Source organism: Zooshikella sp. RANM57 (assembly GCF_050749885.1).
GTDB lineage: Bacteria > Pseudomonadota > Gammaproteobacteria > Pseudomonadales > Zooshikellaceae > Zooshikella.
The window spans coordinates 1-19798 of sequence record NZ_JBOIUB010000007.1 but is presented as its reverse complement, the minus strand read 5'-3'; the positions used below and the strand labels follow the sequence as shown (position 1 = coordinate 19798).

The following is a 19798-nucleotide window of genomic DNA, read 5'->3' as shown; positions in this document are numbered from 1 at the left end:
AGATTGATTAACCTTTGCTCTTAATTACTGCCTCAGCAACACTGGTAGGTGCTTCAGCGTATTTTTCGAACTCCATGGAGTAGGTTGCACGACCCTGTGTCGCAGAGCGAAGGTCTGTAGCGTAACCAAACATTTCTCCCAGAGGTACTTCCGCACGAATCACCTTACCTGAAGATGAGTCATCCATCCCTTGAACCAAACCACGACGACGGTTCAAGTCACCCATAACATCACCCATATAATCTTCAGGTGTTACCACTTCAACCTTCATAATCGGTTCAAGTAGTGCAGGCTGTGCTTGAGGAGCATATTTTTTCAGCGCCTGAGAAGCAGCGATTTTAAACGCCATCTCACTGGAGTCAACGTCATGATAAGAGCCATCATATAGGCGAGCTTTCAGGTTAAGCAGCGGATAACCGGCAATGACACCGTTTTTCATCTGCTCATCAATCCCTTTTTGCACAGCTGGGATGTATTCTTTTGGAATAACACCACCAACGATTTCGTTGACAAACTCCAAACCTTCTTGCTCAGAAGGTGAAAACTCAATCACTACGTGTCCATATTGACCGCGACCACCAGACTGACGAGCAAACTTGTGATCAGCATTAACAGAGCCACGTAACGCTTCGCGATAAGCAACCTGAGGTTTACCAATGTTCGCCTCAACGTTGAATTCACGTCTCATCCGGTCAACGATAATATCCAGATGTAACTCACCCATACCGGAAATGATTGTTTGGCCAGACTCTTCATCTGTTTCAACACGGAAAGATGGATCTTCCTGAGCAAGCTTACCTAAAGCAATACCCATTTTTTCTTGGTCAGCTTTAGACTTAGGCTCAACAGCCACAGAAATTACAGGATCAGGGAATTCCATTCTTTCCAAAGTGATAATGTTATCTTGAGCACAAAGTGTGTCACCTGTAGTAACATCCTTCATACCGATCAATGCAGCAATATCACCCGCTAGTACTTCTTTAATTTCCTGACGGTTATTTGAGTGCATCTGCACCATCCGGCCAACACGTTCTTTTTTACGTTTGACTGGATTAAAAACTGAGTCACCAGAAGAAAGTGTGCCAGAGTAAACACGCACGAACGTCAATGTACCTACAAAGGGGTCTGTTGCGATCTTGAATGCCAATGCAGCAAAAGGTGCATTATCATCAGCTTCACGCGTTTCTACTGTTTCATCATCATCAAGTGTACCTTCAATAGCCTTAACTTCTGTAGGCGAAGGCAGGTACTCAATAACAGCGTCCAGTACAGCTTGAACACCTTTGTTCTTAAATGCTGAACCACAAGTAACCAGAACAATCTCATTATCCAGTGTACGCTGACGAAGACCTTTCTTGATGTCCTCAACGGAAAGATCACCTTCTTCAAGGTATTTTTCCATCAACTCTTCAGATGCTTCAGCAGCGCTTTCAAGCATTTTTTCGCGCCACTCTGCAGCAACATCTTGCAAGTCTGCAGGGATATCTTCTAACTGGTAAGTCATGCCTTGATCTGCTTCATTCCACATAATGGCTTTCATAAGAAGCAAATCAACAACACCTTTAAATTCGTCTTCTGCACCAATATTGATTTGAATTGGTACAGCGTTAGCGCCTAGACGATCTTTAAGCTGATCAACAACCATAAAGAAGTCAGCGCCCGCACGGTCCATCTTATTTACGAAGACCATACGTGGTACATGATATTTATTCGCTTGACGCCATACTGTTTCAGTTTGTGGTTGAACACCAGACGAACCACAAAGCACTACTACAGCACCATCAAGTACGCGCAAAGAACGCTCTACCTCGATTGTGAAGTCAACGTGTCCTGGAGTGTCAATGATGTTAATGCGGTGCTCACTAAACTGCTTGTTCATCCCCTGCCAAAAACAGGTTGTTGCAGCTGAAGTAATAGTAATACCGCGCTCCTGCTCCTGCGCCATCCAGTCCATGGTCGCAGCGCCATCATGCACTTCACCAATCTTATGAGAGAGACCTGTATAAAACAGAACTCGTTCAGTAGTCGTCGTTTTACCTGCGTCTACGTGCGCACAAATACCGATATTACGGTAGCGACTAATAGGGGTTTTTCGAGCCACGACACTATCCTCTGATCATTAGAAACGGTAGTGGGAGAACGCTTTGTTGGCTTCAGCCATACGATGCACGTCTTCACGTTTCTTAACTGCAGAACCTTTTCCGTCAACAGCATCTAAGATTTCACCAGCCAAGCGCAAAGCCATAGATTTTTCACCACGCTTACGTGACGCATCTACTAACCAACGCATTGCTAACGCAGTCCGGCGAGAAGGACGTACTTCAACGGGTACTTGATAGGTAGCACCACCAACCCGACGAGATTTAACCTCGACCACTGGAGCAACTTGCTCAAGTGCTTTTTCAAACAAATCTAAAGGCTCTGAGCCTTTAGTGCGCTCTTCAACTTTGTCCAGAGCACCATAAACAATTCTTTCTGCAACAGATTTTTTACCACTAACCATTACATGGTTAATAAACTTAGCCAAAGTCTGACTTTTGTACTTTGGATCTGGTAAAACTTCTCGCTTTGCGACTACACGTCTTCTTGGCATGATAAGCCCTCAATAGGTCTTCAGGGTGAACCTAAGAAACTAAGATCCACAGTTTTTACTGTTTATACTGTCAGAAAATAGCACTTAGCCTTACTCTTACCGATAAGCAACTTTGCTCAAAGAACGAAATTGTTCTGTGAGTCTACATCCGTTATTTAGGACGCTTAGTACCGTATTTAGAACGGCCCTGCTTACGATCATTAACACCTTGGGTATCCAAGCTGCCACGTACAGTGTGATAACGCACACCTGGCAAGTCTTTTACCCGTCCACCACGGATTAACACAACACTGTGCTCTTGCAAGTTATGACCTTCACCACCAATGTAGGAAGTCACTTCAAATCCGTTGGTCAATCTAACACGACATACTTTACGAAGCGCTGAGTTAGGCTTCTTAGGAGTGGTCGTATAAACACGTGTACAAACGCCACGACGCTGAGGACAACCCTGTAGCGCAGGTACGTCACTTTTAGCGACTTTGCGTTTGCGAGGCTTACGAACCAACTGGTTAATAGTAGCCATGGATGCAAACTCCAATTACTAACTAATGGATAATAAAGAGCCAAAAAAAAGCAGGTGAAAAACCCGCCTTTTTAAGGACGCGAAATTGTAAAAGTCAAGTAGGTGCGAGTCAAGTGACAGCTCACAAAGGAGCTGTCACTTTGTCGCATATCCGTAACAGGTGATTAAGAGTTACCTGAGTTCAATGCTTCACTCAAGGCTTGTTCTACATCACTCGCGCTGACTTTACTTGTTGTGGATGCTTTGGCTAAAGCTTGATCACGTTTACGCTTACGCTCACTATGATAAGCTAGTCCAGTACCCGCAGGAATCAATCGACCTACCACAACATTTTCTTTCAGGCCTCTTAAGTGATCCTGCTTACCAGTTACTGCAGCTTCAGTCAGAACCCTAGTAGTTTCCTGGAAAGACGCTGCTGAAATAAAGGACTCAGTTGCCAATGAAGCTTTAGTTATACCCAGCAGTACACGTTCGTACTTAGCTGGAAACTTATTCTCAGTTGCAAGCGTTTCGTTAACTTCCTGCACATGAGTAAACTCTAACTGCTCACCTTTGATCAGATCAGAGTCTCCAGCATCCGCTACTTCAACTTTTCTCAACATTTGCCGCAGAATGGTTTCAATGTGCTTATCATTGATTTTTACACCTTGTAAACGGTAAACGTCTTGAATTTCATTGACGATATACTTAGCCAGAGCACTCACACCTTGCAGACGAAGGATATCGTGTGGGTTTGCAGGACCGTCGGCAATCACCTCACCACGAGCCACTTGCTCACCTTCAAACACGTTAAGCTGACGCCATTTTGGAATAAGCTCTTCATGATTATCACTACCATCAGGTGGAGAAATAACCAAACGCTTTTTACCCTTGGTTTCTTTACCGAAACTAATCGTTCCGCTAATTTCAGCCAAGATTGCTGATTCTTTTGGTTTCCGCGCCTCAAACAAGTCTGCAACGCGAGGCAAACCACCCGTGATATCTTTGTTACCTGAGCTGGCTTGTGGAATCCGCGCAATAACATCCCCAATCTCTACTTTTGCATTATCGGTTAAATTCAATAGTGCACTTGCAGGCAGGAAGTACTGAACAGGCATGTCAGAGTTAGGGAACTTAATCTCATTACCAGACTCATCAAGGAGCATTACAGCAGGTCGGATATCTTTACCTGCTGTTGGACGATCTTTAGGATCAATAACCTCAATATTAGAAAGCCCTGTTAGCTCATCTGTCTGGCGCTTAATGGTAATGCCGTCTTCCATTCCAGAGAATGATACAGTTCCACCCACCTCAGTGATAATTGGGTGAGTATGTGGATCCCATTTAGCAACAATCTGACCAGGTTCAATATCACTGCCATCTTTCACAGAAAGCATTGCACCATAAGGTAGTTTGTAGCGCTCACGCTCACGACCAAATTCATCAGCAACAGCCAATTCACCAGAGCGAGATACAGCAACTAAAGTGCCATCTGTCCGTTCTACTGACTTCAGGTTATGCAGTCTGATTTTACCTTTGTTTTTGACTTGAACACTGTCAGTTGCAGAGGTTCGAGATGCCGCACCACCGATGTGGAAAGTACGCATCGTCAACTGTGTACCTGGCTCACCAATTGACTGTGCAGCAATAACACCAACTGCCTCGCCCACATTGACCAAATGACCACGGCCAAGATCACGGCCATAACATTTGCTACACACACCATAGCGTGTTTCACAAGTGATTGGTGATCGAACAATAACTTCGTCAACGTTTAAGTTTTCAAGGCGTTCAACCCAGCGCTCATCAATAAGTGTTCCTGCTGGAACGGCAATATCACTGGTTGTTCCCGGGCGAATCACATCTCGTGCAACAACCCGTCCAAGAATACGCTCACCAAGAGGCTCAACAACATCACCGCCTTCAATATGGGGCGCCATATGCAAACCTTCTTCAGTGCCACAATCAACCCCAGTCACCACCAAGTCTTGTGCCACATCTACCAAGCGACGTGTTAAGTAACCTGAGTTTGCCGTTTTTAATGCTGTATCCGCTAACCCCTTACGCGCACCGTGCGTAGAAATAAAGTACTGTAATACGTCTAATCCTTCACGGAAGTTTGCTGTAATAGGCGTTTCAATAATCGAGCCATCTGGCTTAGCCATCAAGCCCCGCATACCTGCAAGCTGACGTATCTGTGCAGCACTACCCCGAGCGCCAGAGTCTGCCATCATATACACTGAGTTAAATGATGGTTGACCAACTTCTTTACCTTCTCGGTCAACAACCAAATCAGTACCCAAGCTTTCCATCATTTTCTTGGCTACTAACTCATTGGCACGCGACCAAATATCAATCACTTTGTTGTATTTCTCACCTTGAGTTACCAAACCAGAAGCAAATTGATTTTCAATTTCTTCTACTTCACGGTTTGCGGCCTCAATAATATCCACCTTCTCTTTTGGTATCTCGAAGTCATTTACGCCGATAGAGCTTCCAGAAATTGTGGCAAAGTGAAAACCGGTATACATCAGCTGGTCAGCAAAAATAACGGTTTCTTTCAAACCCACATTGCGATAACACGTATTAATCAGTCGAGAAATCGCCTTCTTAACCATCGCCTGGTTAACCAGCTCAAAAGGAATCCCTTTTGGACAAACATCAAATAAAAGTGCACGACCAACAGTTGTATCGGCGATTAAGGTTCTGCTGGTTTCATTACCATCATGATCCTTATTCACTTCACTGATACGGACTTTAACTCGAGCATGCAAATCTACTTTCCCTGCACGGTAAGCACGGTGCACTTCACGGATATCGGCAAATGCCATGCCTTCACCAGGAACGTTGATTGCGTCACGGGTCATATAATAAAGACCAAGAACCACGTCCTGAGAAGGAACAATAATAGGCTCTCCATTTGCCGGTGCTAGAATATTGTTGGTGGACATCATTAACGCACGCGCTTCAAGCTGTGCTTCAAGCGTCAACGGTACGTGAACGGCCATCTGGTCACCGTCAAAGTCCGCGTTGTAAGCCGCACAGACTAACGGGTGTAACTGAATTGCTTTACCTTCAATCAATACCGGTTCAAATGCTTGGATACCCAAACGGTGCAAGGTCGGTGCACGGTTCAGTAGCACAGGATGCTCACGAATGACTTCCGCAAGAATATCCCAAACTTCTGCCGTCTCACGCTCGACCATTTTTTTCGCAGCTTTAATAGTTGTTGCCAAGCCACGGTGTTCAAGCTTGCCAAAAATGAATGGCTTGAATAACTCAAGTGCCATTTTTTTAGGCAATCCACACTGGTGTAAGCGTAGCGTAGGACCAACCACAATTACTGAACGACCAGAGTAGTCAACCCGCTTACCTAGCAAGTTCTGACGGAAACGACCCTGCTTACCTTTGATCATGTCAGCCAGGGACTTCAAAGGCCGTTTGTTTGAGCCAGTAATCGCTCGACCACGACGACCATTATCTAACAGTGCATCTACAGCCTCTTGAAGCATACGCTTCTCGTTACGCACAATAATATCCGGCGCACTCAAGTCAAGTAGACGCTTCAAACGGTTATTACGGTTGATCACTCGACGATAAAGGTCATTCAGATCAGATGTAGCAAAACGACCACCATCCAAAGGTACCAATGGACGTAAATCAGGTGGCAATACAGGTAATACATCCAAGATCATCCACTCAGGGTTATTTCCTGAATGGTAGAAAGCTTCCATCAGCTTCAAACGTTTGGTGAGCTTTTTAATCTTAGTTTCAGAGTTTGTATTTGGAATTTCCTCACGTAGCTGGCCAATCTCTGTTTCAAGGTCAATTTCTTTCAAAATTGCCTGGATAGCCTCAGCACCCATACGTGCATCAAAGTCATCACCAAACTCTTCAAGTGCTTCGTAGTATTCTTCATCATTAAGCAACTGACCTTTATCCAGCGTTGTCATACCTGGATCGATCACAACATAAGACTCAAAGTAAAGCACACGCTCAATATCACGCAGAGTCATATCAAGCATTAAGCCAATACGGGAAGGTAGTGACTTAAGGAACCAAATATGTGCAACTGGGCTAGCCAGCTCAATATGCCCCATGCGCTCACGGCGTACTTTTGCCAGTGCTACTTCAACGCCACACTTTTCACAAATTACACCACGGTGCTTTAAGCGCTTGTACTTTCCACATAAGCACTCATAATCTTTAACTGGGCCAAAGATTTTTGCACAAAATAAACCATCACGTTCGGGCTTGAAGGTACGGTAGTTAATCGTTTCTGGTTTCTTGACTTCACCGTATGACCATGAGCGAATCATCTCTGGTGATGACAAGCCGATACGAATGGAATCAAATTCTTCAGATTGCCCTTGTTTGAGAAGGTTAAGTAAGTCTTTCAAGGTCCTCTCTCCTCGCTGAGGGAGGCAAAGCCTCCCATAGCTATAAGCCAGCTAACGTTATTCGCTTTCCAGTTCGATATCGATGCCCAATGAACGGATTTCTTTAATCAGTACATTGAACGACTCGGGCATACCAGCTTCCATTCGGTGATCACCGTCAACAATGTTCTTATACATCTTCGTCCTACCTGCTACGTCATCAGACTTCACAGTAAGCATTTCCTGAAGGGTATAAGCAGCACCATATGCTTCAAGTGCCCAGACCTCCATTTCTCCAAAGCGCTGACCACCAAACTGAGCTTTACCACCCAGTGGCTGTTGTGTAACAAGGCTATAAGAACCAGTTGAACGAGCATGCATCTTGTCATCAACCAAGTGATTCAGTTTCAACATGTACATATAGCCAACAGTTACTGGCCGATCAAACAGGTCACCTGTCCGCCCATCACTAAGCCTCATTTGACCTGATTCAGGCATATCAGCTAGCCGGAGCAATGCCTTGATTTCTTTCTCTTTAGCACCATCAAAAACTGGAGTTGCCATTGGCACACCTTTTTCAAGGTTTTTAGCCAACTCAATGACTTCCTCATCAGTTAATGAATTAAGATCTTCATAACGGCCTTCTCCAGTGCCATTGTAAACTTGATCCAGAAACTCTCGTATTTCAGCAATGGAGCGTTGTGCCTCCAGCATACGATTAATTTTTTCACCAAGACCTTTGGCAGCTAGACCAAGGTGAGTTTCCAGAATCTGACCTACGTTCATCCGCGAAGGTACACCTAGAGGGTTAAGTACGATATCAACGGGCGTGCCGTTTTCATCGTAAGGCATATCTTCTACAGGCATGATGACGGAGATAACCCCTTTGTTACCATGACGTCCAGCCATTTTATCGCCAGGCTGTATACGACGTTTAATCGCCAAATACACCTTAACAATTTTCAGGACACCTGGTGCAAGGTCGTCACCACTTTGCAGCTTTTTCTTTTTGTCTTCAAAGCGTTGATCTAACTGCTCACGACGCTCTAGCAATTGCTTTTGGGCCGCTTCAAGTTGCTCATTAAGGGCATCATCAGCCATGCGCAACTTAAACCAATTCTTGTGCTCAAGCTCGTCAAGGTAAGCATCTGAAATTATGTCACCTTTTTTCAAGTTTGGACCACCTTCAGCGGCTTGCCCAACCAGCGCTACACGCAACCGCTCAAAGGTTGCCTGCTCAACAATACGAAACTCTTCATTCAAGTCTTTGCGGACTTCATCAAGCTGAGCTTTTTCGATAGAGATAGCACGCTGGTCTTTTTCAACACCATCACGGGTAAAGACCTGAACATCAATAACAGTACCTTTAACACTGGTAGGTACTCTCAGTGATGTGTCTTTTACATCAGATGCTTTCTCACCAAAAATTGCACGCAATAGTTTTTCTTCTGGCGTTAATTGAGTTTCACCTTTAGGTGTTACTTTACCAACAAGAATGTCACCACTGCCTACTTCAGCACCCACATAAACAATTCCAGACTCGTCTAACTTAGAGAGTGCACCTTCACCCACATTAGGAATATCAGAAGTAATTTCTTCTGGACCTAACTTAGTATCACGTGCTACACAGGTCAGTTCTTGAATATGAATAGTGGTAAAACGGTCTTCTTGAACCACACGTTCAGAGATAAGAATGGAATCCTCAAAGTTGTAACCATTCCAAGGCATGAACGCGACACGCATGTTTTGACCCAGTGCCAACTCACCCATATCAACTGAGGGTCCATCAGCCAAAACATCACCACGGTTTACAACATCGCCCGTTTTCACTAAAGGCTGCTGATTAATACAGGTATTCTGGTTAGAACGTGTGTACTTAGTCAGGTTGTAAATTTCAACACCTGCTTCACCTGTGATAATTTCATCCTGATTAACACGAATCACGATACGACCCGCATCAACAGACTCAATTACCCCACCACGACGCGCAATCACACAAACACCCGAGTCACTGGCAACATTGCGCTCCATACCAGTACCCACGAGTGGCTTTTCAGCACGTAGCGTAGGCACAGCCTGGCGTTGCATGTTCGATCCCATCAATGCCCGGTTAGCATCGTCATGCTCCAAGAATGGAATCAAAGAAGCCGCTGCTGACACTACCTGACGAGGAGAAACGTCCATATAGTTAACATTTTCAGGAGGCATCAAGGTAAACTCATTACGATGCCGCACGTTAACGAGCGCATCTGTCAAACGCATCTCTTCATCAACTTCAGCGTTAGCCTGTGCTACGACATATTCACCTTCTTCGATGGCTGATAAATATTCAATTTCATCAGTAACTATACCATCGACAACTTTCCGGTAAGGACTCTCAAGGAAACCATAAGCATTGGTTCGCGCATAGGTTGCCAATGAGTTGATCAAACCAATGTTTGGACCTTCAGGTGTTTCGATAGGACACACACGTCCATAATGAGTCGGGTGTACGTCACGAACCTCAAACCCAGCACGTTCACGAGTAAGACCACCAGGGCCTAACGCAGAAACACGACGCTTGTGAGTAACCTCAGACAAGGGGTTATTCTGGTCCATGAACTGCGACAACTGACTAGAACCAAAAAATTCTTTGATCGCAGCCGCAACAGGTTTTGCGTTAATTAGGTCCTGAGGCATTAAACCTTCTGACTCAGCCATGCTTAAGCGTTCTTTTACTGCACGCTCAACACGTACCAAACCTACACGGAACTGGTTCTCAGCCATCTCGCCTACACTTCGAATACGACGGTTACCAAGATGATCAATATCATCCACTTCACCTTTACCGTTTCGAATAGAGACTAACAATCCCATAACATCAATGATGTCATTGTTATCAAGAACACCGGGACCTTCATCAACACCGCGACCTAAGCGACGGTTGAACTTCATTCGACCTACAGCAGATAAGTCATAACGCTCTGCTGAGAAAAAGAGATTTTCAAAAAGTGCTTCAGCTGCTTCTTTAGTAGGTGGCTCACCAGGACGCATCATCCGATAAATTTCAACTAATGCCTCTAACTGGCTGTTAGTACTATCAGCTTTCAATGTATCCGAGATATAAGGACCACTATCCAGCTCATTGATATAAAGAGCTTCAACTACCTTAATGTTGTTATTGACGGCTTTTTCAATAATGTCTGCAGTAATTTCAACATTACATGGCGCAACAATTTCACCCGTTGCAGGATTGACCAAGTCTTTAGCGATAACTTTGCCAATTAAAAATTCCAGTGGTGCTTCAAGGTGTTTAATATTGGCTTTTTGCAGTTGGCGAATATGCTTAGCAGTAATACGTCGACCACTTTCAACTATGACATTACCTTCAGTATCTTTAATATCGAAGGTTGCTGCCTCACCACGTAGACGATCAGCAATTAGTTCAAACGTGATACCTTGTTCTGACATATGAAACGTTGTCGTTTCAAAAAACATGTCCAGAATTTGCTCAGCAGTATAGCCAAGTGCACGCAGCAATATTGTTGCAGGTAACTTACGACGACGGTCTATACGAACATACAACAGGTCTTTTGGATCAAACTCAAAATCAAGCCATGAACCACGATAAGGAATAACTCTCGCAGAATAGAGGTATTTTCCAGAAGAGTGTGTTTTACCTTTATCATGGTCAAAAAAGACGCCAGGAGAACGGTGTAGCTGAGAAACAATAACTCGCTCAGTTCCATTAATTACAAACGTACCGTTATCCGTCATTAATGGGATTTCTCCCATATAGACTTCTTGCTCTTTAATATCTTTTATTGCTTTGTTGGCTGAATCTTTATCATAAATAATCAACCGAACTTTAACTCTTAAAGGTACTGCATAGGTTATACCTCTAAGCTGACACTCTTTAACATCAAATGCCGGCTCTCCCAGTTTATAACTGACGTATTCCAATGCAGCATTGCCAGAATAACTGACAATAGGAAAGACTGATTTGAACGCGGCATGCAAGCCATAGTCTTTGCGGCTTTCCCTTTCTCCCGATTGCAAAAACTTGCGATAGGAATCCAACTGGATTGCTAGGAGATAGGGTATATCCATTACATGCGGCAGCTTGCCGAAATCCTTGCGGATACGTTTTTTCTCAGTAAACGAGTATGCCATTAGCGTTCCCCAGCTTGGTCACCTGCTAATCATTGCGGCCTAACAAGCATTATTAGCGCCACTGTGTTGATCAAGAACAAGGTATTGCTCTTATAATAAATACCCGACGCGGTATATAACCTGCCCTAAATGGACCATCAAATTTTCATATCACAACGGAAAAAGGCCGGTGCCCGGAGGCACCAGCCATAAGCACTAATTAATATTAGGCTTGCTTTGGTGCAAAATCCTGCAGAATTACTTAACTTCCACAGTGGCACCAGCTTCTTCCAGCTCTTTCTTAGCTGCTTCAGCTTCTTCTTTAGATACACCTTCTTTCAATGGAGAAGGAGCACCGTCAACTAGTGCTTTAGCTTCTTTCAGGCCAAGACCAGTTAAGCCACGTACTACTTTGATTACGTTAACTTTCTTATCACCAGCACCAGCCAGAATCACGTCAAATTCAGTCTTCTCTTCTGCAGCTTCAGCAGCAGCTGGGCCAGCAGCAATAGCTACAGGTGCAGCAGCAGCAGAAACACCAAATTTTTCTTCCATTGCTTCAACAAGCTCAACAACTTCCATTACGCTCATTTCAGCAATTGCATTCAAAATATCGTCTTTAGACAGAGCCATGACTCTTATCTCCTGTAAACTGTGTAAAAACTTTTACTACGTAAGCGATAAACCAACAATAAATTAAGCAGCTTCTTGCTTCTGATCGCGAACAGCTGCAATAACGCGAGTAACGCGTGTTGGGATATCGTTTAAAGCACGTGCCAGCTTGGTCACAGGTGCAATTGTTACGCGAGCAAGCATAGCCAATGCTTCTTCGCGGGTTGGCATCTTCGCCAACACATCAATTTGATCTGCACCTAGTAGCTTGCCACCAATGGACAGCGCTTTTACTTCCAACTGTTTGTTTTCTTTAGCAAAATCTTTGATCAAACGTGCTGCTGCACCTGGATCTTCTTTAGAGAATGCTAAAATAGTTGGTCCTGTCAGAGCCTCTGTCAGACACTCAAAATCAGTACCAACAACTGCACGACGAACAAGCGTGTTACGAACAACGCGAAGATAAACCTTACCTTCACGAGCCTGCTTGCGCAGCGCAGTTAACTGACTAACCGTAAGACCACGATAGTCAGCAATCACAGCGGATAAAGCGCTTCCGGCAGCCTCGTTGACCTCAGCGACAATCGCTTTCTTGTCTTCGAGTCTTAATGCCATCGGCTTTACTCCTGGGTATAACCGTAATGTGGTTTAAAACCACCGAGATACAGAAGTATCTCATGAAATATACGGTGAAGGGCTCTAGATAAGAGGTCTAGAAACAACACCATCTACGTAGGAAGATTAAGTCAGCAAAATGCTGACCCCTACGGTCTTTGACAGCCCCTGCCTCACTGAAAAGAGCTGGCAAGAGCCCCAAAGTTGGGTATTAGATGTTTAGTGATGCCATATCAATAGCTATACCTGGCCCCATAGTGGTAGACAGGGTAACCTTGCGCATATAAACACCTTTTGAAGATGAAGGCTTAGCCTTTTTAAGGTCTACCAACAGTGCTTCAATGTTCTGCTTAACAGCTTCTGGTGCAAAACCAACTTTACCAACACCACAATGAATGATGCCGTTTTTGTCAGTACGGTAACGCACCTGACCAGCCTTAGCATTTTTTACAGCTTCTGCAACATTAGGAGTTACAGTGCCAACTTTTGGGTTGGGCATCAAACCACGAGGCCCAAGAATCTGACCTAATTGGCCTACAACGCGCATTGCATCAGGAGAAGCAATAACAACGTCGAAATTAAGATTTCCAGCTTTTACTTCTTCAGCCAGATCTTCCATGCCAACAAGATCAGCACCAGCTTCTTTCGCAGCATCTGCATTTGCCCCTTGAGTAAATACCGCTACACGAACGTCTTTACCAGTTCCATTAGGAAGTACAGTGGAGCCACGAACAACCTGATCTGATTTACGTGGGTCAACACCTAAGTTAACTGCCACGTCAAAAGATTCACAAAACTTAACTGTAGAAATTTCAGCCAGTAATTTTGCAGCATCTTCAATAGGATATGCTTTATTGGCTTCAACCTTTTCTGCGATCATCTTCAGTCGCTTAGTCATTTTAGCCATTTACACACCCTCCACATTCAAGCCCATACTACGAGCACTTCCAGCTATGGTACGTACAGCAGCATCTAAATCAGCTGCTGTTAAGTCAGGCTCTTTCTGCTTAGCAATATCTTCCAATTGCTCACGAGTCACAGTGCCTACTTTTTCAGTATTAGGACGACTGCTACCTTTTTTCAGCTTAAGTGCTTTTCTCAGTAGTACAGATGCAGGTGGAGTTTTAGTTTCAAACGTAAAACTACGGTCACTATAAACAGTGATAACAACTGGTGTAGGCAACCCGGGTTCCATACCTTGCGTTTTAGCATTAAACGCTTTACAGAACTCCATAATATTCACACCTTGCTGACCCAGAGCAGGACCAACAGGTGGACTTGGATTTGCTTGACCTGCAGGAATTTGCAGTTTTACATATGCTTGGACTTTTTTAGCCATTACACTACCTCAGTTGGGTTAAACGCCTTTCGGCTCCCCTGTTTGAACAGCTTTTATAGACGTAACAACCCCTCACCGCAACAGCAGTGAGGGGAAGCTACTAAAATTCAACTAACCTTTTTCTACTTGGGTGAATTCTAATTCAACCGGTGTAGAACGACCAAAAATTAATACAGCAACTTGTAAACGGTTTTTCTCGTAGTTAACTTCTTCAACCACACCATTAAAGTCACTAAATGGACCATCAATAACACGGACGACTTCACCTGGTTCAAATAAGGTTTTTGGTTTGGGCTTATCAGAACCATCTTGTACTCGGCGAAGGATAGCGTCAGCTTCTCGTTTAGTGATTGGTGCAGGCTTATCTGCAGTTCCGCCGATAAAACCCATCACCCGTGGTGTATCCTTAATAAGGTGCCAAGTGTCGTCATTCATTTCCATTTCTACTAATACGTAGCCAGGAAAAAATTTACGTTCACTTTTTCGTTTTTGCCCACCACGAATTTCAACGACTTCTTCAGTCGGTACTAAAACCTCACCAAACTGATCTTGCATTTCATGCAGCTCAATACGCTCTTTGATAGACCGCATCACCTGCTTTTCAAAGCCGGAATAGGCATGAACCACATACCAACGCTTCGCCATGTTATGTTACCCAATCAAACTATTTACTATCCAGCTTAGCAAGGAGTCAAGTCCCCACAAAAATAGCCCTACTAATAAAACAGCAGCAACTACGATAAGTGTCGTTTGTGTGGTTTCCTGACGAGTTGGCCAAACTACTTTTCTTATTTCAGCCTTTGCATCTTTCAATAACGTCCAGAAGCGGCTGCCTTTTTCCGTACTGAATGCAACAAAACCTGCAAATAGAGCCAGCACCAATAGGCCTAAAACCCTATACAACAAGAATTGTTCATAGTACTTTGCAAAGTAGTGATTGCCGTAGACGCCAACTCCGACAACAATAACAACCAGACACCACTTCAGACCATCCAAGGTCTTAGTAGAACCTGACTGATTGCTGTTATCGCTTTCAGCTTTGGAACTCATAGAAGTAAGCGCCTCATCAAGCTTGCGGGAAACTTTAAATGGCAGGCCAGGAGGGAGTCGAACCCCCAACCCCCGGTTTTGGAGACCGGTGCTCTACCAATTGAACTACTGGCCTGTATCTGTAGTGCAGAGCCGCACATTATGCAGCTCACACCTTAATTTGTAAAGCGGTTTACTCGATAATCTTAGCAACAACACCAGCGCCAACAGTACGGCCACCTTCACGGATCGCAAAGCGTAGACCTTCTTCCATCGCAATTGGCGCAATCAATGTTACTTTCATCTGCACGTTGTCGCCTGGCATTACCATCTCAACACCTTCTGGCAACTCACATGCACCTGTCACATCAGTAGTACGGAAGTAGAACTGAGGACGGTAACCTTTGAAGAATGGGGTGTGACGTCCACCTTCTTCTTTACTCAGCACGTAAACTTCTGATTCAAACTTAGTGTGTGGCGTAATAGAGCCCGGGATAGCCAATACTTGACCACGTTCAACGTCATCACGCTTAGTACCACGCAACAAGGCACCAACGTTCTCACCTGCACGACCTTCGTCAAGCAGCTTACGGAACATTTCTACACCTGTTACTGTGGTCTTGGTGGTGTCACGCAGACCAATGATTTCTACTTCGTCACCCACTTTAACAATACCACGCTCAACACGGCCTGTTACCACAGTACCACGACCAGAAATTGAGAATACGTCCTCGATTGGCATCAAGAAAGGCTGATCAATGGCACGCTCTGGCTGTGGGATGTACTCATCCAATGTTTCTACTAGCTTAACAACCGCAGAAACACCCATTTCGTTGTCGTCTTTGCCTTCTAATGCCATCAACGCAGAACCAGTAATGATTGGCGTGTCGTCTCCTGGGAACTCATATTCGTTCAACAGTTCACGCACTTCCATTTCAACCAGCTCTAATAGCTCTTCATCGTCAACCATATCTGCTTTGTTTAGGAATACGACGATGTAAGGAACGCCCACCTGACGAGACAACAGGATGTGCTCACGCGTTTGAGGCATGGGGCCGTCTGCTGCAGAACAAACCAGGATTGCTCCATCCATTTGCGCCGCACCAGTGATCATGTTTTTAACGTAGTCAGCGTGCCCTGGGCAATCTACGTGTGCATAGTGACGATTTGGAGAGTCATACTCAACGTGTGCAGTTGAGATAGTGATACCACGCTCACGCTCTTCAGGTGCGTTATCAATTTGGTCAAACGCTTTAACTTCACCACCCCAAGTTTCCGCACAAACGCGAGTCAGGGCTGCTGTCAATGTAGTTTTACCGTGGTCAACGTGGCCAATAGTACCCACGTTAACGTGCGGCTTATTACGCTCAAACTTAGCTTTAGCCATCGAGACCATCTCCTACCAGACGAAGATCTACAACACAAATAAGGGTAGAACTATGTTCCACCCTCTTCTCTTTAAACTGGAGCTCATAACCGGATTTGAACCGGTGACCTCTTCCTTACCAAGGAAGTGCTCTACCGACTGAGCTATATGAGCAACCTGAAAAATATGGAGCGGGCGGCGGGAATCGAACCCGCATCATCAGCTTGGAAGGCTGAGGTAATAGCCATTATACGACGCCCGCACATTACCACTTAAACAATCATAGTGAAAAATTTGGTGGTGGGGGAAGGATTTGAACCTTCGAAGCTCGCGCGTCAGATTTACAGTCTGATCCCTTTGACCACTCGGGAACCCCACCAAAAGAGGAACGATTGATTTTAGGCTTGGTGCCGGCACTAGGAGTCGAACCCAGGACCTACTGATTACAAGTCAGTTGCTCTACCAACTGAGCTATACCGGCTCTCCCTCAATCGCGGGCGCAATTCTAAGGGATATTTATATAAGATGCAATGGGTTTACAACGATTTCTTCTTTTTTCTATGTAATGATATTTTTTTGCGATCTCGACCCAGATTTTATCACCCACTAGATCAGCTTGGTCTGGTGCAAAAATAAGCCAAATTTCGTCTTTAAAACGCTCAACTCGCTTAACTTTTACATTATACCCAGCTTGAGCAATGTTCTTTTGCAGCTTATCTGCCGATGTTTTCTTAGTGAATAAACCAAGTGAGATGCCATTTTTCAGCTCACCATCATTAATTATATAACTATCAATATTTTGCTCTTGCAGCTCTTTTAATTTTCGTAACGCGTATTTTCTTGATGGTTGTGAAGGAATATAAACCCAGTAATCAGGCTCTGTTTCAATATGCTGTTTTTCAACATCTGGCTGAACACCTAATGCAAAAAAACGCTGCTGAACCTCTTTAAAAGGAGCAATTTCAGTAAAAGGTCCAAGCCCTATACAAAACCGTTCAGGCTCATGGGGTGTTTTTTGAGGAACAGTAACAGTCGTATTATTTTGATCTAGTTTTTCAAGCTTTGTTGGATTCACTTCTGTTAGTAACTGAATCCCTTTTCCTTCAGAAAAAGCTTCCACTATCTCTGGTTCAACTTGAACAGGGTTTCTATGATTTCCTTGATACCAAAAATACCCATACAAAAAACCATTTGCTAATAATAGGGTTAAAAAAATCCAGCGCATTCTCAGTCCTGTTTATGGAAAGCCAGAGCAAGACCTTCAAATATTAAATCTTGCTTAATTTCTGCATCAATGGTTGCCAATGCTTTAACATACTCAGCATCCCCCCCAGCTAGAATAACCCTATCAACATGTAAACTTTGATCTGCTATCAAAGACCTCAACATGCTTACCACAAGTCTTCGAATGCCATTATTCACAGCTTGAGTTGTTGACCGTCCTAATGTCATCTCATTTAACTCATTACTGGTGAATCGCACTTGTCCAGTATTTTTAACAAGCGATTCATGTAACAAGCGAAAACCTGGAATAATATAGCCTCCCTCATGAGTCCCTTTTTTATTCACAATATCAATTGTTATTGCAGTACCAAGACTAATTAATAGTATAACTTCATCTGGGAATTGAGTTTGAATAGCCAGCATACTTAGCCAGCGATCAATTCCAAGAGAGTTTTCATCCTGATAAGCAATTTTCAACCCAGCAAATTCCTTTTTTACCTTTGCAACTCTCAGTTCGCAGCCACATGCATTGACAATTATTTCAATTAATTTTTTCTTACGCTCTTCACTCCAAACACACGCCAGTTGAATTTCATCAATACTTTCTGCTTTATCTCGCAGATAACTGATAAATGAATCCTCTGAGTCAAAAGCATCGCAGTGAATAACTTGACTGTTTTGCAGTACCCGTAATTTTATGCGTGAGTTGCCCGCGTCAAGCTGCCATATATTAGCCATAAGATTCTATTCTTCTACGCAAAGAAACTTCACCACCTTTATATACCACCAAGCCGTCTGCAGTAAGCACTTTAATCCCCCCTGATACATCAACGCCTTTCGCTACACCAGGTATATTTTGCTGTCCATGGATAATATTTACTGGCTGCTCGAAAAAAGCATCATAGTTTTGCCAGTCATTCAGAAAATAACCAAAGCCTTCTTGCTGAAATATAGTTAACATCTCACTTAATTTACCTATTAATACAGCAGCAAGTTTGTTTCGAGTGACTTTGTTTGGGGTATACTGGCTAACTGCAGCTATAGATTGGTTAATCTCTTTTTCTGCCTCACTTGTCGTAGGCAAATCAATGTTTATACCTATCCCAATAATTACTTGGCATTCTCCTGCTGGATCCCCCATCACCTCCAATAAGACGCCCGCAGCTTTTTTTCCTGCTAAAAGCACATCATTTGGCCATTTAAGTGCTAGCTGCTGTACACCTAATTGCTCAAGTCCTTTTACAACAGTTAGTCCCACCGCCAAACTAAGTCCTTCCAATCCAGCAATGCCATTATAAAACGTCCATAATGTAGAAAAGTACAAGTTATTTCCAAGAGGACTAACCCAAGTTCTACCTCTACGACCACGCCCAAGACTTTGGTGTTCAGTAAAACAAAAATAATTTTTTTTAATACCAGAGCGCGCTTTACTCATAGCGACATCATTTGATGAAGGTATCGTGACAAAAAAATCCATTTCTAAACTATCAGCAAAACCTGATCTTAACTCTTTAGTAATTTTTTGTTTTTCAAGTAACTCAACGCCTTTCTGTACCCTATATCCTTTACCTGGTACAGAATCTAAACGCAGCCCCAAAGACTGTAGGCTTTTTAGCTTTTTCCATACAGCAGCACGAGTCACTCCTAAGCTTTTTCCTAAAGCTTCTCCAGAGTGAAATTTGCCATCACTTAATATTTCTAAAAGAGCCTTCATGTCACAAGTCTAAATAGAGAGGGAATATATAAAGGAAAGTGTACAAGAATAAGTTAGGAGGGAGTTGTAAGGCAACAAAAGACAAACAAAGATGAGAAGGATAGAGATAAAATTCAAAGTAGGAAAAGTAGCCATTAAAAACTTATCTTCTAAACTAGTACCTTTACTACTAAGCAAAATCCCTAAAGTAAAAAGCCCCGGCACAACAGTACCAGGGCTTCCAATAAGCGCTTGACGATGTCCTACTCTCACATGGCGAAACGCCACACTACCATCGGCGCTGAGCAGTTTCAC

16 protein-coding genes and 5 tRNA genes are annotated in these 19798 nt (G+C 43.8%); all 21 read right to left on the bottom strand.

Annotated elements, in window-relative coordinates; all coding sequences use genetic code 11:
• Window positions 1–7 precede the first annotated feature (7 nt).
• Window positions 8–2101 (bottom strand): elongation factor G, encoded by a 2094-nt coding sequence (gene fusA, locus ACQ96U_RS15175; protein ID WP_431722114.1) that lies wholly within the window; start codon window positions 2099–2101, stop codon window positions 8–10.
• Window positions 2102–2119: 18 nt separating this feature from the next.
• On the bottom strand, window positions 2120–2593 hold the full coding sequence (rpsG, locus tag ACQ96U_RS15170) for a 30S ribosomal protein S7 (protein ID WP_215820357.1): 474 nt from the start codon (window positions 2591–2593) through the stop codon (window positions 2120–2122).
• A gap of 151 nt (window positions 2594–2744) precedes the next feature.
• Window positions 2745–3116 carry a 30S ribosomal protein S12 gene (gene rpsL, locus ACQ96U_RS15165; protein ID WP_027709425.1) on the bottom strand — a complete coding sequence of 124 codons (372 nt, stop codon included), beginning with the start codon at window positions 3114–3116 and terminating at the stop codon, window positions 2745–2747.
• Between the two features lie 164 nt (window positions 3117–3280).
• Window positions 3281–7495 carry a DNA-directed RNA polymerase subunit beta' gene (gene rpoC, locus ACQ96U_RS15160; RefSeq protein WP_431722113.1) on the bottom strand — a complete coding sequence of 1405 codons (4215 nt, stop codon included), beginning with the start codon at window positions 7493–7495 and terminating at the stop codon, window positions 3281–3283.
• A gap of 57 nt (window positions 7496–7552) precedes the next feature.
• Window positions 7553–11626, bottom strand: a complete 4074-nt coding sequence (rpoB, locus tag ACQ96U_RS15155) for a DNA-directed RNA polymerase subunit beta (RefSeq protein ID WP_431722112.1) — start codon at window positions 11624–11626, stop codon at window positions 7553–7555.
• Window positions 11627–11863: 237 nt separating this feature from the next.
• Entirely contained in the window at window positions 11864–12238 is a 375-nt protein-coding gene (gene rplL / locus ACQ96U_RS15150) for a 50S ribosomal protein L7/L12 (RefSeq protein ID WP_431722111.1), read from the bottom strand.
• Window positions 12239–12301: 63 nt separating this feature from the next.
• Window positions 12302–12832 carry a 50S ribosomal protein L10 gene (rplJ, locus tag ACQ96U_RS15145; protein WP_431722110.1) on the bottom strand — a complete coding sequence of 177 codons (531 nt, stop codon included), beginning with the start codon at window positions 12830–12832 and terminating at the stop codon, window positions 12302–12304.
• A gap of 211 nt (window positions 12833–13043) precedes the next feature.
• Window positions 13044–13739, bottom strand: coding sequence for a 50S ribosomal protein L1 (gene rplA, locus ACQ96U_RS15140; protein WP_431722109.1), 696 nt, complete (start codon window positions 13737–13739; stop codon window positions 13044–13046).
• Window positions 13740–14171: a 50S ribosomal protein L11 gene (rplK, locus tag ACQ96U_RS15135; RefSeq protein WP_215820351.1), complete on the bottom strand. Its 432-nt coding sequence runs from the start codon at window positions 14169–14171 to the stop codon at window positions 13740–13742.
• 111 nt (window positions 14172–14282) lie between these two features.
• Window positions 14283–14816, bottom strand: coding sequence for a transcription termination/antitermination protein NusG (gene nusG, locus ACQ96U_RS15130; protein ID WP_431722108.1), 534 nt, complete (start codon window positions 14814–14816; stop codon window positions 14283–14285).
• Between the two features lie 6 nt (window positions 14817–14822).
• On the bottom strand, window positions 14823–15221 hold the full coding sequence (gene secE / locus ACQ96U_RS15125; protein ID WP_431722107.1) for a preprotein translocase subunit SecE: 399 nt from the start codon (window positions 15219–15221) through the stop codon (window positions 14823–14825).
• Window positions 15222–15260: 39 nt separating this feature from the next.
• Window positions 15261–15336, bottom strand: a tRNA-Trp gene (locus ACQ96U_RS15120).
• Window positions 15337–15393: 57 nt separating this feature from the next.
• Window positions 15394–16587: an elongation factor Tu gene (gene tuf, locus ACQ96U_RS15115; protein ID WP_431722106.1), complete on the bottom strand. Its 1194-nt coding sequence runs from the start codon at window positions 16585–16587 to the stop codon at window positions 15394–15396.
• 77 nt (window positions 16588–16664) lie between these two features.
• Window positions 16665–16740 (bottom strand) — tRNA-Thr (locus ACQ96U_RS15110).
• 13 nt (window positions 16741–16753) lie between these two features.
• Window positions 16754–16828, bottom strand: a tRNA-Gly gene (locus tag ACQ96U_RS15105).
• A 33-nt stretch (window positions 16829–16861) separates the two neighbouring features.
• Window positions 16862–16945: transfer RNA gene (locus tag ACQ96U_RS15100), tRNA-Tyr, on the bottom strand.
• 26 nt (window positions 16946–16971) lie between these two features.
• Window positions 16972–17047 (bottom strand) — tRNA-Thr (locus tag ACQ96U_RS15095).
• 24 nt (window positions 17048–17071) lie between these two features.
• Complete coding sequence (locus ACQ96U_RS15090) at window positions 17072–17791, bottom strand: SPOR domain-containing protein (protein ID WP_431722105.1); 720 nt, start codon at window positions 17789–17791, stop codon at window positions 17072–17074.
• Window positions 17792–17793: 2 nt separating this feature from the next.
• Window positions 17794–18528 (bottom strand): type III pantothenate kinase, encoded by a 735-nt coding sequence (locus ACQ96U_RS15085; protein WP_431722104.1) that lies wholly within the window; start codon window positions 18526–18528, stop codon window positions 17794–17796.
• Window positions 18521–19504 carry a bifunctional biotin--[acetyl-CoA-carboxylase] ligase/biotin operon repressor BirA gene (gene birA, locus ACQ96U_RS15080; protein WP_431722103.1) on the bottom strand — a complete coding sequence of 328 codons (984 nt, stop codon included), beginning with the start codon at window positions 19502–19504 and terminating at the stop codon, window positions 18521–18523. Before birA ends, ACQ96U_RS15085 begins: the two co-directional genes overlap by 8 nt.
• Before the next feature lie 9 nt (window positions 19505–19513).
• Window positions 19514–19798, bottom strand: a 285-nt coding sequence (locus ACQ96U_RS15075; protein WP_431722102.1) for a hypothetical protein, incomplete at its 5' end; no start/stop codon positions are given.